The sequence below is a fragment of the Marinifilum sp. genome (assembly GCF_965230805.1).
Taxonomy (GTDB): domain Bacteria; phylum Bacteroidota; class Bacteroidia; order Bacteroidales; family Marinifilaceae; genus Marinifilum.
Map to the genome: position 1 here is coordinate 1583658 of NZ_OZ246019.1, position 22608 is coordinate 1606265.

The following is a 22608-nucleotide window of genomic DNA, read 5'->3' on the forward strand; positions in this document are numbered from 1 at the left end:
GAGATAATAGATATGAGATTTCTCAAAATCTAAACTCTCACTTCTCATGTCTCATTTCTAAAATCTATTTCTTATGCAATATTTCAATGAAAGGATTGAAGTAGTTGTTTCCTTTTTCTACAACACCATCTAATCCTTTACCACCATCTAAAGGACGCTTGATATCAGCGAAAATTCCTTTTTCAAGAGCAGTAAACAATCCTTCTTTCTCGATTTTTTCAACCAATTCGGTTGCATCATCAAGAACTTTAGCAGCTCTCTTGCGAATGATACCACCTTCTTTGAATTCCATTTCGTCACCAATGCTCTTCATGTTGTTGAAGATGTACTTGGCATTCTCGATAGAAAGATATCTATCGGACATGAAAGGTGTGTGAATTGCTTCAGTTAGCATTCCAAGCAACTGAATTCCTTGTCCTGTCCAAATTGAAATCTGATTGAATAACGCATCCTGAACATTTCCTTTGAAAATGTTACCAGTCATAAATTTCGTTGGAGGCATATATTTTAGAGGAGCTTTCGGGAAAATCTCTCTGATCATTTGAGCTTGTGCAAGCTCAAAAAGGAAACCATTTTCTAAATCAGGAGTCATCTCAAAAGCGTGACCTAATCCCATTTGTTCTTCAGGTAAACCTGCTACCAATGCCAATTGCTCGTTGATAAAATCGGAAGCCAATACAGTATGAGCCTCATCGAAAGCATCAGCAGTTGTAAGGTAATTGTCCTCACCAGTATTGATAATTACACCTGCAAAACCGTTCAGTAATCTTGAGAAGTACTGGTCAACAATTGTACGTTGCATGTTAATATCACGGAATAGAATACCATATAGTGCATCGTTCAACATTACGTCCAAACCTTCGATTGCTCCCATTGCAGCAATTTCTGGCATACATAAACCAGAACAGTAGTTACACAAACGAATGTAACGACCTTCTTCCTCTCCTACCTTATCCAAGGCAGTACGCATAATGCGGAAGTTTTCCTGAGTAGCAACAGTTCCACCAAAACCTTCGGTAGTTGCACCATAAGGAACGTAATCCAACAAAGACTGACCTGTTGTTCGAATTACAGCAATAATATCAGCACCCTGACGAGCTGCCGCTTCAGCCTGAACAACATCTTCGTAGATGTTACCTGTAGCTACAATTACATATAAATATGGCTTATTTCCTTCACCAATTGTATTGATATAATTGTCTCTTTTCGCCTTACGATCTCTGATTACCTGAATGCTCTTTTCAACAAAAGGTTGAATTGCGCTCTGAATTTCTTCAGAAGTATGAACTGGAAGTGTGGTGATATCCAATTCGCCAGCAGCAATCTTTTCAGCAATTTGCTGTGGGTTCGATCCTGTTTCCAAAACAGCATTTCCCAAAAAGAACATTACACCTTCACTCAATACTCCTTTGTCCTTCAATTCATCAACCACAACATTAGGAAGTGGCACTTCGTTGTTATCAACTCCATCGATTCCTAAAAGACGACACAAAGTACGCTCAACAGCAACGGTTGAGTAGTTGTCTACGAATTTCTGAACATCATCTGCAATTCGCTTCGACACCTCTTTGGCGTGTCCAACTTTTTCAAAATCAAGACCTAGTTTACTCCTTTGCATATTCAATTTATCCATTTTACTTTTAGATTTGAGATCTAAGATTTTAGATTTGAGAAAGGTTGTTTTACTCCTTCTTAACTAATCTCACATCTCATTTCTAACATCTAATTTCTATTAATACTAGCTTTTTTATTCAATTGATTTTGTGCTCCTTCTACTATCTTATTATTGATTCCCAATAATGATGCAATTCGAAGCGCTTCGTGAGGAACTTCCCCTGTGTTGTCCTCAACCAACGAATAATCCATATAACTGTTTATATTCTTCCCGGTGATTCTCTGATCACCCAAATCCTTATCCAGACCCTTAACACGTAATTTTCTGAACCTGGAGTATAATCCACTGTAGTGCGTTGTAATTACACTACGGGTGTTGTTTTGGTAAAAAATATCGGCAACAGCATTTACAATTGCCAATCCTTCTACCGGGTTTGTGGTTCTTGCCAACTCGTCAACCAATACCAATACATTTTCATGCGATTGAGACATCTCAACCATTTGGTTTACATTCATCATTTCTGAGGCGAATGATGATAAACCATTCAATTCTGATTGCTCATCACCAACAGAAAGCATGATTTGATCGACCAAAGAAATTTGAGCTGATTTAGCCGGAACATAAAATCCAAATTGACACAGATACTGACAAAGAGCCAATGTTTTTAAAACAACGGTTTTGCCTGCCATATTTGCACCTGTAATCAAACAAACAGATTTTTGAAGCTCAATGTCAATTGCTTGATACTGCTTCTTCTGCTTTTCTAGTTCATTTTTAATAAAAGGGTTGAACATACCTTTATAATGTGTATCAACCTTTGTTATCTGTGGCTGAACTAAATTCAATTGAACTGCCTGCATTGCCTTTGCAATCAACAAATCCAAATGTGCAAGTTCCTTTACTGCATAAGCCAAATCGCTTGCAAAGCTTCGGATCTTGGTACAAATCTCTTCACGAACTTTCGACTCAATTTCCTCAGCTTTACAGAACAAGTCTTCTAACTTCTCTTCTGAATCTCCGTTCGTTGATTTGGCAAGTTTCAATTTCTTTCTTGCTTCTGCCAATTGTGATGAATACTCATCGTAAATGTAAAAAGATGGAATTCCTGTATTTTGAGGATCAAGAATTTCAACCAATCCGCTTAAGTTTGGTAATTCAATTACTACCTGTTTTAACTCCTTTTGCAGATTTAAAATTCCCTGACAATTCATTGCAAAAGATTTAATCTCGAACAGTTCAACATCGTCCAAAACCAAGCTTGCTTTCAAATTGCTTACACTAGCTCGAATTTCTTTTAAGTGAGAAAGTTTATTCTGAATAGCTGAAATTATCTTTTCATCTTTTTCAATAGAATTTACAGTTTGCTTAAGCAATGCATATTCAATATTCAGTTCAGCTTCGAAGCAGAACATATCAGTATCCAACAGGAATCTCTTTCCCATTGGCGATTTCAAATCCAACTCTTCAGCCAGATATTGCAATCCTTTTATTTCTGATATTGCTTTACGAAACTGCATTCTCAATCTTCTTTACATCGTAAACCGGCACTTGTAATTTTGTTTCCAAAGCCAGTTTTAATTCATCTGAATTTAATCTATAACCATCGGGTGAAACCGGATTAATGGTAATCGCCAACAAATTGGTTTTATCTAATACCTGAATTCTTCCTCCTTTTTTAATAAAGGCATAATAGGTTTCAGGATTTGCAAAGACTCTTGTAAAGTCTCTAATAATTAGTCTAATTTTATCAACCTGCTTTTGATTCTTCAGGAAATCTAAAAACTGATCGGTTATTGCTCCACTCACAAAAAAATCGGTTCCAAACTGAAATAGTTGGTCCTTTTTATTTTTGATCATCAATACAGAAGCAATACCTGTATCTTTTATTTCTCCTGTCTCATTAATAACCCAGATGCCATTCTCTATTCCTCTTAATTTAGATTTCAAATCTGAATCGATCTCAGGTAATTGAATCAAATCATACACATACTGTGTTTTGAATACCAATTGAGGAATATTTGCTGATAAAGCTGCTCCTGTTGCCAAAATCATGGCTTCGGTTACTGCAGGTGATCCCAAACTCTTGCGCGACAATGCTCCGTCCACAATGGTAAGATCAACACCTTTTGTTTTTAAATCAGCAATCAGCCTGACAATTTCGCTATTATTAGCTGGTCCTGATAACATTACTTTCCCTGAATGAATTGTCTTTGCTGTTACCAATCGTCCTAAACTGGTCGATTGAGAAGAGACATCAACTACTTCTGAAAACAATCTGCGTTTCGCGTAATGAATTTCCGAAGTCACGAACATCATTCCTTCACTCAATTCAATTTCAGGCTTATGTGTTTGTGTGACTTGATCACGACTTTCACCGTCAATACCAATGGAAGTCAAAGCAATTTGCTTATGGCTGCCCCTTAATCGGGACAGCACATAATTCAAACACTCGGTTTTCCCGGTATTCTTTTCAAGTCCTACAATAGAAAGACTTTTATAGTTTTCTATGTCCTTAAGAAAGGGCATCAGTCTTTTTGTTTCTTTCTTTTCTTGCCAAATGATCTGGTTCGATTGACAATTTTTCCCCATTCAACAATGAAGCAACACCTTCGTGTTTTTCATCCATTGTACAATCAGGACAAGTACAATTGTCATCGTAATGAGTAGGCTCAGTATAAGTGGTAATTACACCTTCGAAGTTTCTCAACACCACTTTACCTGGACTTTGTGAAACAACGTATTGAGGCATAACTGGAGTCTTTCCACCACCACCTGGAGCATCAACTACAAAAGTTGGAACAGCAAAACCAGAAGTATGACCACGAAGGTTCTCGATAATCTCGATACCTTTTGATACTGGTGTTCTGAAATGCTCAAGTCCCATTGAAAGGTCACACTGATAAATGTAGTATGGACGAATACGGTTCTTAACAAGATTGTGCATCAATTTTTTCATAATGTGAACACAGTCGTTAATACCTTTCAACAACACTGATTGGTTACCCAATGGCACACCAGCATTTGCTAAACGCGCTACCGCCTCCTCTGCTTCTGGAGTAATTTCATCTGAGTGATTGAAATGAGTATTCAACCAAACTGGATGATATTTCTTCAACATGTTAACCAAATCTTCTGTAATACGCTGAGGTAATACAACAGGTGTGCGGCTACCAATACGGATAATTTCAACGTGAGGAATTTCTCTTAGTCGGCTGATGATATACTCTAATTTATCATCGCTGATTAATAAAGCATCACCACCAGATAGAACAACGTCTCGAACTTGTGGAGTGTTAGCAATGTATTCAATTGCTCTCTCGATATTATCCTGAGGAGTTGATGCATCAGACTGACCAGCAAAACGACGACGGGTACAGTGACGACAATACATTGAACACATATCTGTAATCAGGAACAATACACGATCCGGATAACGGTGGGTTAATCCCGGAACCGGTGAATCCTCATCCTCGTGTAATGGATCCAACAAATCAGCATCAGCTTTATGAACCTCTGCTCCTGTAGGAATAGCCTGCTTACGAACCGGGCAATTTGGATTTTCTTGATCAATCAAAGTCAAATAATATGGAGTAATTGCCATACGCAATGTTTCCAATGACTTCTTAACTCCTTCTTCCTCTTCTTCTGTTAAGTGAATGTATTTCTTTAGTTGCTCTAAAGTTTCAATACGATTTCTTACCTGCCATTTCCAGTCGTTCCACTGAATGTCGGTTACCTCTGGAAATAATTCCTTTCTTCTATTGTTGTTAGCCATTATACGTATAGTTTTTCGAACAACTCTCTAATTCCTTCTGATTTTCTTACGATATCTAGAGTTAGGTCGGCATGGCCAATAGCATATCCGTTACCTACAATCATGTCAACATCTTTTCCAACACCTTCAGCTCCTAATGCCGCTTTAGTGAATGAAGTTGCCATAGAGAAGAAGTAAACACACCCTCTGTCTTTTGTAATCAGGATAGATGACATTTCAGTAGAAGCTACATTCACATTATTAATTACAACGTCGCAACCTTCTTCACCTGAAATTTCAGTTACACGAGTGTAAATATCCATTACATCAGTTGCATCGCCAATTAATACCTCGTGAGCCAAACCAAGATCTTTGATACGCTGTGCATTCTCTTCTGAATATTCCACAACGATTACCTTGCCTTTAGGTCCAACTTTTTCCATTGCCTGGTAGCAACAAAGCACACCCGATTTACCACCACCCCCGATGATGCATACCGTGTCGCCTTCTTTAACCAAACGATCAACCTGAGCAGGAGCTCCAGCAACATCTAAAGCAGCTAAAGCCAATTTTTCGGGAATATCGTTCGGAAGAACTGCATACAAACCACTCTCGAATAAAATTGCTTCTGCATCAACATCAACTTGATCGTTAGAAACATTAATATTCTTGATTTTGTTAATTTTTAAAGGAGTTAATGAAAGAGAAACCAAAGTTGCAATCTTATCACCAACCTTTAAATCCTGATTCGGAAAGTTTGGACCAACTTCCTTAATGGTACCAATCAACATTCCACCCGAACCCGTAACAGGGTTTTGCATTTTACCTCTTTCACCAACAATAGAAAGAATCATCTCTTCCATTTTTGCAGTATCGGCATCGCAAGCCCCTTTAATTTGCGTAAAACTTGCCGAGTCGATATTCAAAGTCTGAACATCAATCAACAATTCGTTGTCGTAAATCGACATGGTATTATCCAACTTTTTAGCTGGTTGTGGAAGAGTACCTTTTGGTTCAAGTACCCTGTGAGTTCCGTATTTATTTCCTTTGTTCATTTTTCTATTATAAAGCTGTTGGCTATTAGCTGTCAGACATTAGTTATTTTCATTATGGAAATCGCTAAAAGCCAATGGCATTTTATCTTTGTTTTAACCCTAAAATTTCTCTTGCCTCAGCCGGATTAGCAATTTCGCGACCCAATTCATTGGCCAAACGAACTACTTTCTCAACCAATTGACCATTCGATTCAGCTACCTGACCTTTTGCGATCATGGTGTTATCTTCGAATCCTACACGAACGTGACCGCCATCGATAATGGCAGCAACAGCCAATGGGAATTCGTAACGACCAATACCCGCAACTGTATAAGTAGCATCAGCAGGAATAGATCCACGCAGGAATGTAAAATCGCGAAGTGTACCAGAAATCCCCCCATTCACACCCATTACAAAATCAAAGTGCATAGGCGACTGAATGTATCCTTTCTTGTGCAAGCGAAGAGCCATGTCAATCATCGACTTATCAAACACTTCCAACTCAGGCTTAATGCCTCTCTCGATCATTTTCTCACCAAAATATTTGATCGTATTTTCAGTATTCTCAAAAATCTCGTCTCCCCCAAAATTTAAAGTACCACAATCTAAAGTTGCCATTTCAGGATTCAATTCAGTAGGCTGAAGTCTTTCATCATTACTCATTCCTACTGCGCCACCTGTAGAAGGCTGAATAATAACATCAGGACACTCTTTATAAATAGCATCCATAACTGCCTTGAAACGATCTTTGTCTTGAGTAGGTGTACCATCATCTTCACGAACATGAAGGTGAATAATACTTGCACCGGCTTCGTAAGCTAATTTCGCTTCACGTACACATTCTTCAACTGTATAAGGAACATTAGGATTATGCTCTTTTGTTACTTCGGCGCCGCAAATTGCAGCTGTGATGATCAATTTTTCCATGGCAGTATACTATTTACGTTGACAATTTTTAGGTGTAACACAAGTTCCCGTAGCGCGACAAACCACTACAGGCTCTTCAAGAAAATCTGCTGCAGATTCAGAGATATCAGTTCTAGGAACGATTACTTTGCGAGCTTCGAAAGACATTTTACGGCTCGAATTTCCTTCTTTGATAATTTCACCTACTGCTTCGATGTAGTCACCTGCATAAACAGGAGCCAAAAATTCAACATTTTCGTAACCAGCGAACAATCCCTCGTCACCATCACGACGAATCAATAATTCAGTTGCTACATCACCAAATAACTGAAGCATTTTTGCTCCATCTACAAGATTACCACCATAATGAGCATCATGAGAGCTCATACGCATTCTAATCATTGCCTTTTCCATTTGTCTATATTAGTTTAGTTGTTGTTTACGATATAATCCACAAAAATTGAAGGAGTTCTAACTTGCTCAGGGCTAATTTCTCCTACTTCAACCACTTTTTCAGCCTCAGCAATTACCAAATCGGCTGCAGTAGCCATTAATGGATTAAAATTTTGAGTTGTACCTTTGTAAATCAGGTTTCCTTCTTTGTCGCTAACGCTTGCTCCTAATAATGCAACATCAGCACGCAATGGCTTTTCAAGCAGAAAGTCCTTTCCATCAATATTAATTACTTCCTTACCTTCAGCCACAATGGTTCCAAGTCCAGTTGGAGTAAGAACACCACCAAGACCAGCTCCTCCTGAACGCACACGCTCTGCAAGTGTTCCTTGAGGACTAAATTCAACCTCTATTTCCCCATTGTTCATTTGTTCTATAGTTGCAGAATTGGTTCCGATGTGAGAAGTGATCACCTTTTTCACTTGCTTGTTCGAGATTAATTTACCCAAGCCCTTATCGATAAAAGCAGTATCATTGCAAATGATAGTTAAATTTTTAACACCTGAAGAAACAATAAAATCCATAAGATTATTTGGTGTTCCTACGGCCATAAAACCACCGATCATGATGGTCATTCCATCTTTTAGCTTATCAACAGCGTCGATCATTGAGATTATCTTGTTCATTGGAATATTATTTTGTGGATTTCATCTCAACCCAACATTACTGTGGAAAATCAGAAATCACATAGATTAATTCATTCACAAAGATATAGGAATAATTAATACTTGGAAACGATTGCACTCGTCGATATTTAGACTCGATCTAAATGGAATTTCCTTGTTTAGTATTTTACTTTTACTCATTCTAAACAAGATGGAAAATTGAATTAAATACGTTAAAATTACATTTATGGATGTTGTATTTTTAACATTATTGTGTGTTTTTTCCTCAGCCAACCCAGAAGAACTATGCTGTAAAACATGTTTGATGTGAAAAAATCTTAGTTTTTTTTAGAGTAAGATCAAAAAAAAGAGGTCAAATCCAACTGACTCGACCTCATAATCTTCGCATTGTTTTTTATTATATCTCTGTTTTTCTAACTGTTCTGGTTAACCCAAACAAGGGGCTAGTTAAAAATTTAACCTTTTCTATATAGCCTAACCTGCCTAAAACCAAGAAGTAACAGACAAATCAACTTAATAACTTCCATTACAACATATAAAAGATGGACAGAACTTTCTTGAGCTTGCATTCCCTGCATAATAAGAACAGCATGTTCATTCAGTTCAGGCAACAAATATCCGGATTGAGCCACTACGAAAGTAAATATTGTCAATCCATATACCACAACAAATTTATCTGTATAGTAAACAAAAACATATACCAATGTTATCGCTGTAAAAATGCGTTCCACCAAATTTAATGCTCCAAACACATGAACGCCAACATCTAAAGCTGTTGCAAGCTCTAAAGATTCAGCCCGAAACTTAACCCAAGACTCCATAAAACTAATAGCCAGAATAAATCCTACCCATATAAACGTTACAACGAATCCATATTTAATGTACCTACCCATTTTCCGATTTTTTATTTTGAATGATTAAAAATAAGAAAAGATTGAATATGTCAGACTTCTGAAGTGGATATTCTTAATCAAAATCAGCTTAGCCAAAAAAAAGGCTCCATTATTAACGAAGCCCCTTTTAAACATTTATTCCAAACACTAATCCCTTCTGCCCATATAAAGCATCACATAATACATTAGCGTTGCCAATGAGGAAAGCGCAGCTATAATATAGGTATAAGCAGCCCAACGCAATGCATCGTCAGCACTCTTCTGTGATTCGTAAGTTGTTATCCCTGTTGTTTTCAACCATTTTAATGCCCTGTTACTAGCATCAATTTCAACTGGTAAGGTAATAATACTAAACAAAGTAGTTGCTGCAAACATTACAATTCCAGCAAGTAATAACTGAGGAAAAGAATTAATCATGATGATACCTGCCAGCAGAATCCACTGCACCCATTTTGAGCTAAAACTCACTACTGGAACCAAAGCCGATCTCATTTGCAGCCACGAGTAAGCCTGTGCATGCTGAATTGCATGTCCTGTTTCATGTGCCGCAACAGCAGCTGCTGCCACATTCCGTCCATGATACACTTCTTGACTTAAATTAATGGTTCTTTCAGCAGGATTATAATGATCAGACAATTGCCCATCAACCGAACCAATTCTCACTCCACTTATCCCATGATCCCTTAGCATCTTCTCAACTACTTCTCGTCCACTCATCCCGTTAGAGGTTGGAATTTGAGAGTATTTATGAAATCGTGACTTGAGCTGATTACTTACCAACCAACTCAATAATGTAAATCCTATAAAAATTATCCAAATCATTTTCGTTTCATTTTGAATTCGGAAAATCACTTTCAAATTCTTTGCCAATGTATAAGCACCCATAAATTAATGCCGATTTGTCAGTTTAATCACAAAATTCAAGCATGTATCAGTATGCTAATCACAATCCTAAACTTCTAATTTAAAAATCCAAATGTTTGAATTTCAGATAGATTTAACGCCAACGAAGCCAAAAAAATTTATCATTTTCATAGATTTACACATATAATGCTTATTTTTGCATCTCCTTAAAAACAAATTCAACCGTAGAATGATCACCGAATCAGATTTTGATGACATAAGACCGTACAACGATTCAGAAGTAGTTGAAGTACTAAATCGCCTTATTCAAGAAGAGTCTTTTGTTAAATTCGCTCAGCAATTATTCCCTGGCTTCTCGGAAGAAATGCTGATTAAAACTTTAAGCGAAGTAAAAAGCATAAAAGACTTTCAAAGTAAATTTATCGTACGCTTAGCTCAATATATTATTGACAATACTACAAAAGGCATTACAATAGATGGACTGGATAATCTTGATCCAAACGAAAGTTATCTATTCATTTCTGATCATCGTGATATAATTTTAGACTCCGCTTTATTAAATGTAATGCTGTTTACAAGTGGTTTTGAAACAACAGAAATTGCCATCGGAAGTAATCTTTTAATTCAACCCTGGATTGAAGATTTGGTTAAGCTTAACAAAAGCTTTGTTGTTAACAGAAATGTCTCTGTTCGACAGATGCTTCTTAGTTCTAAGCAACTTTCAAACTACATAAACTATGCTATAAACACTAAAAAATCATCCATTTGGATTGCCCAAAGAGAAGGAAGAACAAAAGATGGCGACGACAGAACACAGCAAAGCTTATTAAAAATGCTACAAATGAGTGGAGGCAAAAACTTTAGCTCTCACTTTAAAAATTTAAGAATTGTTCCTGTTGCCATTTCATATGAATACGAACCTTGCGACGCACTAAAAACTCTCGAAGTTCACCTTAAGGAAACTAACGATGGCTACCAAAAAACTGCCAAAGATGACTTAAGAAGCATGATTCGTGGGATGCTTAACGAGAAAGGCCGCGTTCATTTCCATATTGGTAAACCAATATCAGAAATGATAGATGTAATCGAAACGATGGATGAAAGCAGAGACAAATACAAAGCCCTTGCTGATTTAATTGATTACCGAATTCACAAAAACTACAAACTGTGGCCCGATAATTACATTGCTTACGATATCGTAAACAATAGCAACGAATTCCTGGATAAATATACCATTGAGGAAAAAGAATTATTCCTTAAACATATGGAGAAGAAGATTGCAACCATTGAAGATCGCGGTAAAGATTTAGAAAGATTACATCAAATCTTTTTCGAGATCTATGCAAATCCTGTTAAAAACAGACTAGAATTGACAAAACCAGATTTTATTTCAGACTAAAGAACTCTTTAAAATTTAACTTTCAGCATTTAATATGAAAAAATGAAGCCTAACTTAGTTTTGTGCTGATAAAAAATTCTAACCCAAATTTAATCATCATATAATTCGCATAAGGCTTCCTTCTGAAAATCTTTTATTTTGTAATTCCTTTTTATTGATTGATATTTTTAATAATTTCGATCAGCACAAATCAATATATTATAAATATGAAATTGATAAAGTTTCTTCTGATCATGTCTACCTTTTTAATTATGGTAGCCGCTATTTTTAATCTTTTAAATGCCAGTAGCGAATTGCCTGATCGAACAGGAATATACATCGAACTTGTTGTGATGTTCATCCTTACCCTTTCGATGGTACTTTTAAACAACGTGGAAAAAAAGATGAAACAAATGGAAAACAAAAAGGATCAGGAGCTATAACAGCTCCTTTTTTTATACCTGTAACCTGCAAGTTTTAAACTTTAAAAAAATAAAAATCCTGAATTAGCAAAATCCTAAATAATGTTAAGACTTGTTAAAACACTAATTATTTCAGAAAAGAAAGTGGTAAATTCGAGCACAGGCTCATAAACAAAAACTAAAAACAAATGCTTGAACAAACAAAAATTGTATTATCTAATGTCAGCTTTGACTTAAGCTTATTTAGAAAAGAACTTATTAAGGCTCTTAAATGGTTACAGCCATCAGAAGTTGCCGATCTTAAAAATTGGTGCTCGGAAAATTTTTCAGGAAGATTTGATGAAATTGTATCTGAGGTTCTCCATCCACAATTGTGTTTATAATAATTACAACAAATATTACAGAGAGGTTTATAGCAAACCTCTCTTTTTTTGTTTTTGTAAATTCCTGTAATTGAACTGCTTCCTATTTGAAAAATTAGCTTAACTTGGCAGCAGTAAAAATTATAGAAAATGATAAAGTTTAAGCGTCACATTAAAGTTGATAATCAAGTCTTTGAAACTTGGTTTGGGATGGATATCAAAAAGAAAGGCAACAAGCCAAATGTAAGTATCTTTTACTATACCGACGACCCAAACGAAGCACTAAGCGTTCATCAGTTAATAAAAGGAAACTTTACAAGCAAGGATGAAGCTGTAAAATATGGTACACGATTCATGAGGCGAATGTATCAAGATATGTTGAAGCGAGAAGATTTATCAGCAGAAGAAAACGAAGAAGAAACAATATTATAGCAACAAAAAACCCGATCGATTGATCGGGTTTTGCTTTATTTAAACTTTTATTTATTCTTTTCGGTAATCCAATCCCAACTCAATCATTTGCTCATCGGCAATTGCAGAAGGCGAATCGATCATTACATCGCGACCTGAGTTGTTCTTAGGGAATGCTATTACATCGCGAATGGATTCGATTCCTGCAAACAATGATGCCAATCTATCAAAACCAAAAGCAATACCACCATGAGGAGGTGCACCATATTGAAAAGCATCCATCAAGAAACCAAACTGAGCTTTTGCTTCCTCATCGGTAAATCCAAGATGCTTGAACATTTGTGCCTGTAATTCTGTATCGTGAATACGAATAGAGCCACCACCAATTTCAACACCATTAATAACAAGGTCGTAAGCATTGGCACGAACTTTTCCGGGATCAGTTTCCAACAAGTGAAAATCTTTCTGCTTAGGAGAGGTAAACGGATGATGCATTGCATGGAATCTTTTCGAATCCTCATCCCACTCTAAAAGAGGAAAATCGACAACCCATAAGGGTTTAAATACATTGCTATCACGCAAGCCAAGTTGAGTTCCCATTTCCAAACGCAACTCGCAAAGTTGAGACAAAACAGCAGATTTGTCACCTACCAAAATCAAGATCAAATCACCTGGTTTTGCATTACAAGCCTCAGCCCATTTTTGAAGATCCTCAGCACTATAAAACTTGTCTACAGAAGATTTAAACGATCCATCTTCGTTGTATTTCACGTAAACCAAGCCTTTAGCTCCAATTTGAGGACGCTTTACAAAATCGGTTAATTGATCCAACTGCTTGCGAGTATATTTTGCACATCCTTCAGCGCAAATTGCACCAATATATTCTGCCTCATCGAATACCTTAAAGTCGTTTCCTTTTGCGATTACACTAAGATCAATAAATTTCATATCGAAACGAATATCCGGCTTATCGCTACCATAGCATTCCATTGCTTCAGCATAATCCATGCGTGGGAAATCGTAATCAATATTCACATTCCTCAGTTTTTTGAACAAGTGCTTTGTTAATCCTTCGAAAGTATCAAGGATATCATCCTGCTCAACAAATGCCATTTCGCAATCGATCTGTGTAAACTCTGGCTGACGATCGGCACGTAAATCCTCATCGCGGAAGCATTTTACAATCTGATAATACCGGTCGAAACCCGAAATCATCAACAATTGCTTAAATACTTGTGGCGACTGTGGCAAAGCATAAAACTCGCCCGGATTCATTCTTGATGGAACAATAAAGTCGCGCGCGCCTTCAGGGGTAGATTTAATCAGTACAGGAGTTTCTGTTTCGATAAAATTTAATTGGTCAAGGTAGTTACGAACTTCGATACCCATTTTGTGACGCATCACAAGATTTTCGCGCACACAAGAGCGACGCAAATCAAGGTAACGATACTTCATTCTCAACTCATCACCACCATCGGTATCATCTTCAATTGTGAATGGAGGCAAAGCCGATTTGCTTAATACATCAAGTTTTTCAGCTATTATTTCTACATCACCTGTAGACATTTTACTGTTTTTACTTTCTCTTTCGGCAAGCTTTCCTGTAATGGCAACAACAAATTCGCGACCCAATTTACGGGCTTGCTCACACAATTCAGCATTTGTTTCCATATTGAAAACAAACTGAGTAACTCCGTAACGATCTCGAAGATCGACGAAAGTCATTCCTCCCAAATCACGTGCTTTTTGCACCCAACCACTTAATGTTACCGTTTCGTTTACATTCTCAATTCTTAATTCTCCGCAAGTATGAGTTCTGTACATCTTTTACCAATTAATTGAATTAAATTAGCTTTTAGCCTTTAGCTATTAGCTCTTAGCTTTTAAAATTCTTCACCAGAAAATTCGAATCATATCGTCAATTCTTATACTGAGTTATTCTTTATTACTGGTTTTGTTAACTTTGCGAAAATAATAACAATTTGCGAAACCGAATAGCTTTCATTAACAGATTTGTAAAAAAGATTTTCTATGAATTCAAGCGATACAATTGCGCCATTTTCTGATGAATATTTTATGAAACAAGCCATGCAGGAAGCACATAAAGCCTTTGAAGCTGATGAGATACCTGTGGGTGCAATAATTGTGTGCAACAATAGGATTATAGCTAAAGCACATAACCTGACCGAGCGACTGAATGATGTTACCGCCCATGCCGAAATGCAAGCCATCACAGCAGCAGCAAATTATCTGGGCGGAAAATATTTAAAAGACTGTACCCTATATGTTACTTTAGAGCCTTGCAATATGTGTGCGGGTGCATTGGCATGGTCGCAAATCTACAGAATTGTTTATGGTGCAAGTGATGAAAAAAGAGGTTTCTCAAAATTCTCGCCTCCTATGCTCCATCCAAAAACGGAAGTTCTGTCTGGCATATTAGAGCAAGAAAGCACTGATTTAATCCGAGATTTCTTTGCAAAAAAAAGAAATTAAATAATCCAATACATAACAAAGCATTTCTTTAAAAAAAGATTATTTTTGACCCCGGCTAAAAAAGTGATAAAGGCTTGTGTCGCAATTAAAGTTGGCACAATTCTGCAAAGCACACTGCCATCCAAGCATTTTTATTTCCATTCTCTTTTTAGAAAGCGAGTTATGCGCAGAACTAAATCTGTAACAGTTTTGATACAGAAAACGATTATCTTTATTCTTAAAATAAAATAGAAAATACCATGAGTGCACACAACGAAGCGAAAATGGGCGAAATTGCCGAAACTATTCTTTTGCCAGGCGATCCATTGCGAGCAAAATATATTGCTGACAACTTTCTTGAAGATGTTACTTGCTACAATAAAGTAAGAAACATGCTCGGATTTACAGGAACATACAAGGGTAAACGAATTTCGATACAAGGAACAGGAATGGGAGTACCTTCCATCTCGATATATTCTCATGAACTGATTAACCAATATGGCGTTAAAAATTTAATTAGAATAGGAACTTGTGGATCATTTAACAATGATGTTCAGGTTCGTGATGTTGTATTATCAATGACTTCGTGCACCGATTCTGCTATTAACAAAAATTTGTTTAGAGGCATGGATTATGCTCCTTGTGCAGATTTTGGCCTTTTAAGCGATGCCTACCAGGCTGCGCTTGACAAAGGTGTGAATGTTCAAGTTGGAGCAACTTTAACTTCTGACATTTTCTATCACGACCTTGACAATAATCCTGAGCCATTTAAAATTTGGGCAGATTACGGCGTTCTTGCTGTGGAGATGGAAGCTACGGCTTTATACACTCTTGCTGCGCGTTATAAAGCAAAAGCTCTGGCAATTATGACTGTAAGCGATCACATTCTTACAGGAGAAGAAACCAGTGCCGATGAGCGTCAGACCACCTTGAACACAATGATTGAAATTGGTTTGGAAACTGCAATTAGGCAATAATTTAAGGTCGAACTCACGTTAAATTAGATCAGATACATTTAAAATTTACGAAATGGAGGAGCTGTTGGTGCTCCTCTTCCTTTTTGGGAAAATTTTAAATTAAATTTGTACAAGGCATAAAAACCTGAAAACTTATTGGTTTCCAGGTTTAACAACTTTAGTTTCTTTCAAAGACTTTTCTTATTCCTGAGAAACTTCTTTATCCTTTTCGGATTTTGTCATCCTAGTTCGAATAGCAGTATTGGTATCATCAATATAGATAAAAACCAATTGAGCAAACTCCTCAAAATGCTCCGGATCTTTCTTACTCATAACATTAAGATAAGGTAGAATTTCATCGTTAATCAAATCCATTACAACATTTTTTTGCTTTGATGCAGGCAGCAAATCCTCAATTGCAGACTTTTCATCCTTGCTCAACTTGTAAATGGCATCTAATTCGTTGTTGACCTTCTCTAGCTCTAAGAGTGATTCTGCAAAAACAGGAATAGAATCAACAACCTCTTTTAAATCTTTTTCTTTAAAATCATTAATTAAAGACTTTGATAGATAAATCTGTTTGCCATAGCCCAATCGATGAAGCTGATTGTTATGAGCATCGAACTTATCCATAATAATACTGGCATTTTTAGCAATAAGCTCTACAGGAGAGTAGGTAAATGCTACTGCAAGATTTTTAGAGTAAAGAAAATTTCTGTCAAATTTCTTATCCAGATCTTTCAAACTTTTAGTATAAGATAGTTTTCTAACTTCGCCAGTAATGGCTAATAAATGGTTCGACTCTGTTTCAGTAGTATCTAAAACCCCCTTAAAGTATAGATCAAATTCCCAATCTCTTTTTTTTGATTCATCAATAATTTCTGTTGATACACTCCCTGTATCATTTGAATCGGCATTAGCCAATAACTGCTTTAACATTACAAAATGATTTAATTAATTACACTTAATATTTATACGAATAAAGGTAACGTTAATTCAAATAATTACAACATAAACGAGTCTGTTATAAAAAATAAAAACAAAGCATAATACATGATATATCTCCTTTTGTAAGTCGTTAATAATCGTTATTTTTTAAAGCTGCCAGTCGCAATCATGATGTAATCAAATTCAATTATTTTTTTGTATACATACTCCTATCCTTAACCAGTATTTGTTGTCGAACTCACGTTGAATAATCCAAAAGCTCAGCAACAAGCTGCGAGAGCATTTTTCGGTTACAAAAAGCCGAACAACAGCCTGCGAGAGCAAAAAAATGAGGGCAATTTGCTTCTCGCAGGCTGTTGTATGCATTTTTTTGCCGTAATTTGGCTCTCGCAGCTTGCGAGAAGGAAAAAATGAGGGCGATTTGGCTCTCGCAAGTTGTTGTTGTCATTTTCATGTTCCGAGCAAGCCCTCGCAAGTTGTTGTTCTAATAATTACCTTAACATTTGTACAATTACACATTGTATTACTCCTTTTTTCGAGCCTACCTATGGCATTGCAATATGTTTGTGCCCGGAATTTATATATTGTCTTGATAATCCCTTAAATTATAGCAATCCAACGGCACAATGCTTTGTTGGTGATTTTTTAAAATGAGTGAAGAAAGATACTTGTTTTATAAAAATCAAAGGGTGACTATTTACATTTTGTAAGCTAGTGTGAAGAGTGTTAATAAAACGAATTAAAGTTTTTGAAAATATTTTTCTTTTTACAAGGCAAGGTTTACAGGCATAGCCGTAGCTACGGCGAAAAAGCTTAACGAAGTAGAAAGGAAAATAGGTCAAAAAATTAGTTCGGGGAATTAGCATTCTTTACACTAGCCACCCTTTGAATTACGATAAGTTATCTTTACCAACGTGAGTTCGACGTAAAATTCTATCCACAGAAAGTTATATTTGCGATAGATTTGCATTAAAAATTTGGAAAGAATAGCGGGCTATTTGAGAAAATTTCTACTCAAAATCAGATCAAACTGTGAACGAATTTTACCTCGAACTCACGCTTATTAGAACTATTTTTCTTCAACAGTAAATCCCAAGTTTTTTAACTCTTTCCAAAAATTAGGGTAAGATTTGTTCACCACTTCCGGATCGTTTATTACAACATCGTTTCGCAACATGGCAACCGGAGCAAAAGCCATCGCCATTCTATGATCATGATAGGTTTCAATCACAATATTCGCATCTTCCTTTTTGCGATCTCCATCCCAGGCCAATTCTCCATCTGCTGGTTCATAAAGCACATATCCCAATTTCGAGAGCTCGACAATTAAAGCAAAAATTCTATCGGTTTCTTTAATTTTTAAGGTTTCCAATCCTTTAAAATGAAAAGGAATATCTTTTAAACAGGAACACACAGCAAAAGTTTGTGCCAAATCGGGCATCTGCAAGAAATCGAAAACCAACTTTTTGCAATCGCTCTCCTTCTTTTCAATAAACATTCCTCGCTTCGAGAACTGAGTTTTCACTCCTAATTTTTCAAAAACAGGCATCAATCCCGAATCCCCCTGAAAGCTATTCTTTTTCAATCCATCCAAATACAATTTGCCTTCCCCGGCCAAAGCTATAAACGACCACCAGTACGATGCACCCGACCAATCGCCTTCAACTGTATAAGGAATTCTTTTGTACTCTTGCTTGCTTACAAATATCTCTTGTCCTTTAAATTCCGATTTTACCCCAAACTCTTCCATAATATTCAGAGTCATTTCGATGTACGATCGGGATACAATATCACCCTTCAGCTTAATTCGCAAACCATTCTCTAAAGTTGGAGCAATTAATAAAAGAGCAGAGATGTATTGCGAACTGGTATCTCCTTTTAGTTCTACTTCCTTGCCGGTGATATTCGATCCAAATATTTTTAAAGGAGGGTATCCTTCTTTCTCCAGATAACAAATTTGTGCACCCAACGAATTCAAAGCATCAACCAAAACACCAATTGGCCTCTCCTTCATTCTATTCGACCCGGTTAAAGTCCACTCTCCCACAATCTTCGACAAATAAGCGGTTAAAAAACGCATAGTCGTTCCCGCATGTCCAACATCAAAAGTATTGGTATTAGATAACAAGATATTCTTCATGGCCTTCGAATCGTCGCAATCCGAAAGGTTTTTTATTGGCTCAAAGCTATTGCTCAAGGCATTAATAATCTGAACACGATTCGAAATACTTTTTGATGATGGAAGCACAACTCTTCCTTCCAGAACTTTATTGGTTTTAGAAATGGAGTATTTCATTTGCTATTGAATTTCAGGTTAAAAAATAAGCCAACAATTAAAAATGATTGCCGGCCAAAATATCATTATCAATTAAACCTTTTAAAAATGGAACAAAGATTCAACTTCGAAATCAGTATTTAGCTTATTTCGACCTTTTAAAAAGTCAAGTTCAACAAGAAAATTTACAAAAACCTTTTTAACACCACATTTTTCAAGCAAATTAATTGATGCTGCAGCCGTGCCACCTGTTGCCAATAAATCGTCGTGCAACAAAACAACATCATTTTCATTTAAGGCATCCTGATGAATGTGAATTTCATCCTCGCCATACTCTAAAGTATATTTTTCTGAAAAAGTAGCTGCCGGCAATTTACCTGGCTTACGAATAGGTACAAATCCTGCATTTAATTTGTATGCCAACACAGTTCCTAAAATAAAACCACGACTCTCCAAGCCAACAATTTTTGTAATTCCTCTATCTTTATATTGATTGTATAATGTGTCTACCAATGTTGCCAGATGCTTTTCTTCTTTCAACATTGTAGTAATATCTTTAAAAACGATTCCTTCCTTTGGGAAGTTAATCACGTCTCTTATCGAATCTTTTGCTTCTTGAAGTCTTGCTTCCATTTTTATTTTATTTTTCTCGGGAGTAAAAACACCATTCCGTTTTTCGTTCAAACACAGCAATTCGGAAGAAGTGGAACCTTCACCCCCTCATCACTTAATTATTCAAAATATTTACCTGATAAAGTGTGGGATAATCCCGGGTAAAAATAGAAAAGTCCATTTAAATAAGCATTATAAATTGAAAAAATCGCACAAACTTTTTGCAGAGAATTAAAGAGCATGAGTTCGACCAAAAATCAAGATCATTTAAGAATATATTTTGTATTCGTCCCTTGTTCGATATTGATTAGTTTTTACCTTTGAATTTGAATTACACACAAAAAATATGACAATTAACAATCAAAATCGCGCAAGCTGGATCAAGCTTTCTTATTATCTGCTTATCTTTTTATTTCTGGCTACCATTGTTTTATTATTGTATTTAAATGTTAACAAACCATATCAAATCATAGGAATAATGAGTGCTGTTTTCTTATTGATTATTGTTTTTTCATTTCATTTAAATTTTAATTTCCTGATATATAAGGAAGGTGATGACAAGATAATACTAAGGTACTATCCGCTACATCCATTTCATGATAACTTTAAATCCATCGAAATACCTAAAAATCTATTGGCTAAATTCGAAATAGAAAACAAAACTTTTGGATTAAAACCAAAGCTTTCCTTATTCCAAATCACCGATAAAGGAATTGCAAAATATCCACCCGTATGCTTATCTGCATTTTCTAAAACCGAAAGAAAACAAATCATTCAATCTCTTTCGAGGATTAGCAAAGAAAAGTAATATCAACACACCATTTTAAAATATAAATCGTTAACCATACGATTAACAAACACTTTATAAGAATGAAATTTAGAACTCTTTTAGCATTTTTGTTATGCGCACTATCTCTATCTTCCTTTGCTCAAGAAAAAGATTTACGCCTTAGCATTGGAATTCCACTAGGCAAATATGGTAAATTCGATCACAAGTTTGCAGGATCGGATGAAAGCAATCATCCATCTTTACTAATCCAACTCGAAAAAGAATGGCAAGACAATTTAGACATTGGAGCTTATCTTGGGTATGCAGGCCAAAAACATGAATACAATTTTGGACATAGCAAAACAACATATAATTATTACCGTTTTGGAAGTGTTCTTACTTACGAATTAAATGATTGGTTATCGGATATGAACCTCTCAACGGGATATGACATTGATTTATATGCCTCAATAAAAGTCGGCTTATCACTAGAACACAAAAAATTTGAAAGTCTTTCTCCGGATGCCAGTTCAAATCCGGTATTTTCAGATCGCACATCCAATGAATTATTAGTTGACTTGGGATTGGTTCTTGGTGCTCGTTATCATCTTTCCAGTCAATTTGGCTTATTTACAGAAATAGGTTGGGCTAATGCCGGCTTTTTAAGCCTGGGAACCACATTTACTTTATAAATATTTTGTAAGTTCACATCCTCATTATTACCCCTCTTTCAATTAATGTATGGATGAAATTTATAAAATAGCATTAAGCTTTATCAGTGGCTTTGGACCTGTCAATCTTAAAAAAGCCATTGCATACACCGGAGATATTCAAGCTTTTTTTACCGAGAAAAGTCAAAACCTATTAAAAATTCCTGGCATTGGTCAGGCATGTATTCAAAAATTAGACAGGAAATCAGCTCTTATTCAAGCCGAAGAGGAGATGAAGTTTATGGAACGAAATAAAATAGAGATCGCCTTCTATTTGGATAAGAACTACCCCAAAAGATTGCTTTCCTGTCCTGATTCTCCTTGCGTATTATATTATAAGGGAAATGCCAATTTTAATGAAGTAAGAAACATCAGCATTGTAGGAACCCGCAATGCCAGTGAATATGGTAAAAATCAATGCAACACTCTTATTCAAGAGCTTTCAAAAAAATCAATTAAAACAAATATTATAAGCGGTTTAGCTTATGGCATTGATATCTGTGCGCACAAAGCAGCCATGCGATTTCAGCTGCCTACGATAGCAGCCATCGGTCACGGTTTTCAACAAATGTATCCGGCACAGCACAAGAAGTACGCTCAGGAAATTATAAATAACAATGGAGCAATTGTCAGTGAATTTACTTCGAAAAGCAAATTCGACCCTAAAAATTTTGTTCGCCGCAACAGGATCATTGCTGGCATGTCGGAGGCAACCATTGTAATAGAATCAGCAAGAAAAGGAGGCTCATTAGTAACTGCTCAAATTGCCAATTCATATAATAGAGATGTATTTGCCTTCCCCGGAAGAATCAGCGACCAATATTCCGAAGGCTGTAATTTTCTTATCAAAACAAATCAGGCACACCTGATAGAAAATATTAATGATTTGGAATACATACTGGGCTGGGATGAACAAGTGCATAAAGCAAAAGAAATACAAACAAAACTTTTTGTTGATCTTACAAAGGAAGAAGAACAAATAATTTCAGCACTTAAAGATTCTGAAAAAACACCAATCGATCTTATTTGCTTAAAAAGTTCTTTGCCCATGAGTAAGGTATCAAGCTTACTCTTAAAATTAGAATTTGATGGCATGATTAAATCTCACCCCGGAAAAATCTACTCTCTAAATCCATGAGAATTGTCA

23 protein-coding genes are annotated in these 22608 nt (G+C 36.1%); 9 read left to right on the forward strand and 14 right to left on the reverse strand.

The window, feature by feature from the left end; genetic code table 11:
- Positions 1–64: 64 nt before the first annotated feature.
- From ACO05S_RS06230 to ACO05S_RS06275, 10 genes are all read right to left on the reverse strand, one after another.
- Positions 65–1633 carry a lysine 5,6-aminomutase subunit alpha gene (locus ACO05S_RS06230; protein WP_421920662.1) on the reverse strand — a complete coding sequence of 523 codons (1569 nt, stop codon included), beginning with the start codon at positions 1631–1633 and terminating at the stop codon, positions 65–67.
- 89 nt (positions 1634–1722) lie between these two features.
- The gene (locus tag ACO05S_RS06235; RefSeq protein ID WP_421920663.1) at positions 1723–3132 is read right to left on the reverse strand and encodes a MutS-related protein; all 1410 of its coding nucleotides are present in this window, start codon (positions 3130–3132) and stop codon (positions 1723–1725) included.
- On the reverse strand, positions 3119–4141 hold the full coding sequence (locus ACO05S_RS06240; RefSeq protein WP_421920664.1) for a hypothetical protein: 1023 nt from the start codon (positions 4139–4141) through the stop codon (positions 3119–3121). The genes ACO05S_RS06235 and ACO05S_RS06240 overlap by 14 nt, the downstream gene beginning before the upstream one ends.
- Positions 4128–5390, reverse strand: coding sequence for a lysine 2,3-aminomutase (gene ablA, locus ACO05S_RS06245; protein ID WP_421920665.1), 1263 nt, complete (start codon positions 5388–5390; stop codon positions 4128–4130). The genes ACO05S_RS06240 and ablA overlap by 14 nt, the downstream gene beginning before the upstream one ends.
- Complete coding sequence (locus ACO05S_RS06250) at positions 5390–6424, reverse strand: zinc-binding dehydrogenase (RefSeq protein WP_421920666.1); 1035 nt, start codon at positions 6422–6424, stop codon at positions 5390–5392. The genes ablA and ACO05S_RS06250 overlap by 1 nt, the downstream gene beginning before the upstream one ends.
- Positions 6425–6506: 82 nt before the next feature.
- Positions 6507–7331 (reverse strand): 3-keto-5-aminohexanoate cleavage protein, encoded by an 825-nt coding sequence (locus ACO05S_RS06255; RefSeq protein ID WP_421920667.1) that lies wholly within the window; start codon positions 7329–7331, stop codon positions 6507–6509.
- Positions 7332–7340: 9 nt separating this feature from the next.
- Positions 7341–7724 (reverse strand): hotdog domain-containing protein, encoded by a 384-nt coding sequence (locus ACO05S_RS06260; protein WP_171595325.1) that lies wholly within the window; start codon positions 7722–7724, stop codon positions 7341–7343.
- A gap of 14 nt (positions 7725–7738) precedes the next feature.
- Entirely contained in the window at positions 7739–8389 is a 651-nt protein-coding gene (locus ACO05S_RS06265; RefSeq protein WP_421920668.1) for a CoA transferase subunit A, read from the reverse strand.
- A gap of 455 nt (positions 8390–8844) precedes the next feature.
- On the reverse strand, positions 8845–9282 hold the full coding sequence (locus ACO05S_RS06270; RefSeq protein WP_421920669.1) for a hypothetical protein: 438 nt from the start codon (positions 9280–9282) through the stop codon (positions 8845–8847).
- Positions 9283–9429: 147 nt separating this feature from the next.
- Positions 9430–10104 (reverse strand): zinc metallopeptidase, encoded by a 675-nt coding sequence (locus ACO05S_RS06275; protein ID WP_421920670.1) that lies wholly within the window; start codon positions 10102–10104, stop codon positions 9430–9432.
- Positions 10105–10375: 271 nt separating this feature from the next.
- On the opposite strand from ACO05S_RS06275, the gene ACO05S_RS06280 reads away from it, so the two are divergent.
- The 4 genes from ACO05S_RS06280 to ACO05S_RS06295 all read left to right on the forward strand — a co-directional run bounded on the left by ACO05S_RS06280 (position 10376) and on the right by ACO05S_RS06295 (position 12740).
- Positions 10376–11545 carry a 1-acyl-sn-glycerol-3-phosphate acyltransferase gene (locus ACO05S_RS06280; protein WP_421920671.1) on the forward strand — a complete coding sequence of 390 codons (1170 nt, stop codon included), beginning with the start codon at positions 10376–10378 and terminating at the stop codon, positions 11543–11545.
- Between the two features lie 206 nt (positions 11546–11751).
- Positions 11752–11967: a hypothetical protein gene (locus ACO05S_RS06285; RefSeq protein WP_421920672.1), complete on the forward strand. Its 216-nt coding sequence runs from the start codon at positions 11752–11754 to the stop codon at positions 11965–11967.
- Positions 11968–12134: 167 nt separating this feature from the next.
- Positions 12135–12329 carry a hypothetical protein gene (locus ACO05S_RS06290; RefSeq protein ID WP_421920673.1) on the forward strand — a complete coding sequence of 65 codons (195 nt, stop codon included), beginning with the start codon at positions 12135–12137 and terminating at the stop codon, positions 12327–12329.
- A gap of 129 nt (positions 12330–12458) precedes the next feature.
- Positions 12459–12740: a hypothetical protein gene (locus ACO05S_RS06295; RefSeq protein WP_421920674.1), complete on the forward strand. Its 282-nt coding sequence runs from the start codon at positions 12459–12461 to the stop codon at positions 12738–12740.
- A 51-nt stretch (positions 12741–12791) separates the two neighbouring features.
- On the opposite strand, the gene aspS is transcribed toward ACO05S_RS06295, so the two are convergent.
- A complete protein-coding gene (gene aspS / locus ACO05S_RS06300) occupies positions 12792–14543 on the reverse strand; it encodes an aspartate--tRNA ligase (protein ID WP_421920675.1) in 1752 nt (583 codons plus the stop codon).
- 207 nt (positions 14544–14750) lie between these two features.
- Between aspS and ACO05S_RS06305 the strand changes: the two genes are divergently transcribed.
- The gene (locus ACO05S_RS06305; protein WP_421920676.1) at positions 14751–15212 is read left to right on the forward strand and encodes a nucleoside deaminase; all 462 of its coding nucleotides are present in this window, start codon (positions 14751–14753) and stop codon (positions 15210–15212) included.
- 239 nt (positions 15213–15451) lie between these two features.
- Entirely contained in the window at positions 15452–16168 is a 717-nt protein-coding gene (gene deoD / locus ACO05S_RS06310; RefSeq protein ID WP_421920677.1) for a purine-nucleoside phosphorylase, read from the forward strand.
- A gap of 180 nt (positions 16169–16348) precedes the next feature.
- Here deoD and ACO05S_RS06315 read toward each other — a convergent pair whose 3' ends face one another.
- From ACO05S_RS06315 to ACO05S_RS06325, 3 genes are all read right to left on the reverse strand, one after another.
- Complete coding sequence (locus tag ACO05S_RS06315; RefSeq protein ID WP_421920678.1) at positions 16349–17086, reverse strand: DUF6261 family protein; 738 nt, start codon at positions 17084–17086, stop codon at positions 16349–16351.
- Positions 17087–18164: 1078 nt separating this feature from the next.
- Complete coding sequence (locus ACO05S_RS06320) at positions 18165–19391, reverse strand: 3-phosphoshikimate 1-carboxyvinyltransferase (RefSeq protein WP_421920679.1); 1227 nt, start codon at positions 19389–19391, stop codon at positions 18165–18167.
- Positions 19392–19472: 81 nt separating this feature from the next.
- Positions 19473–20003, reverse strand: a complete 531-nt coding sequence (locus ACO05S_RS06325) for an adenine phosphoribosyltransferase (RefSeq protein ID WP_421920680.1) — start codon at positions 20001–20003, stop codon at positions 19473–19475.
- A 325-nt stretch (positions 20004–20328) separates the two neighbouring features.
- Between ACO05S_RS06325 and ACO05S_RS06330 the strand changes: the two genes are divergently transcribed.
- The 3 genes from ACO05S_RS06330 (at position 20329) to dprA (ending at position 22599) form a co-directional block, all read left to right on the forward strand.
- Complete coding sequence (locus ACO05S_RS06330) at positions 20329–20790, forward strand: hypothetical protein (RefSeq protein WP_421920681.1); 462 nt, start codon at positions 20329–20331, stop codon at positions 20788–20790.
- A 62-nt stretch (positions 20791–20852) separates the two neighbouring features.
- A complete protein-coding gene (locus ACO05S_RS06335) occupies positions 20853–21443 on the forward strand; it encodes an outer membrane beta-barrel protein (protein WP_421920682.1) in 591 nt (196 codons plus the stop codon).
- A 49-nt stretch (positions 21444–21492) separates the two neighbouring features.
- Entirely contained in the window at positions 21493–22599 is a 1107-nt protein-coding gene (gene dprA, locus ACO05S_RS06340) for a DNA-processing protein DprA (protein ID WP_421920683.1), read from the forward strand.
- Positions 22600–22608: the final 9 nt, after the last annotated feature.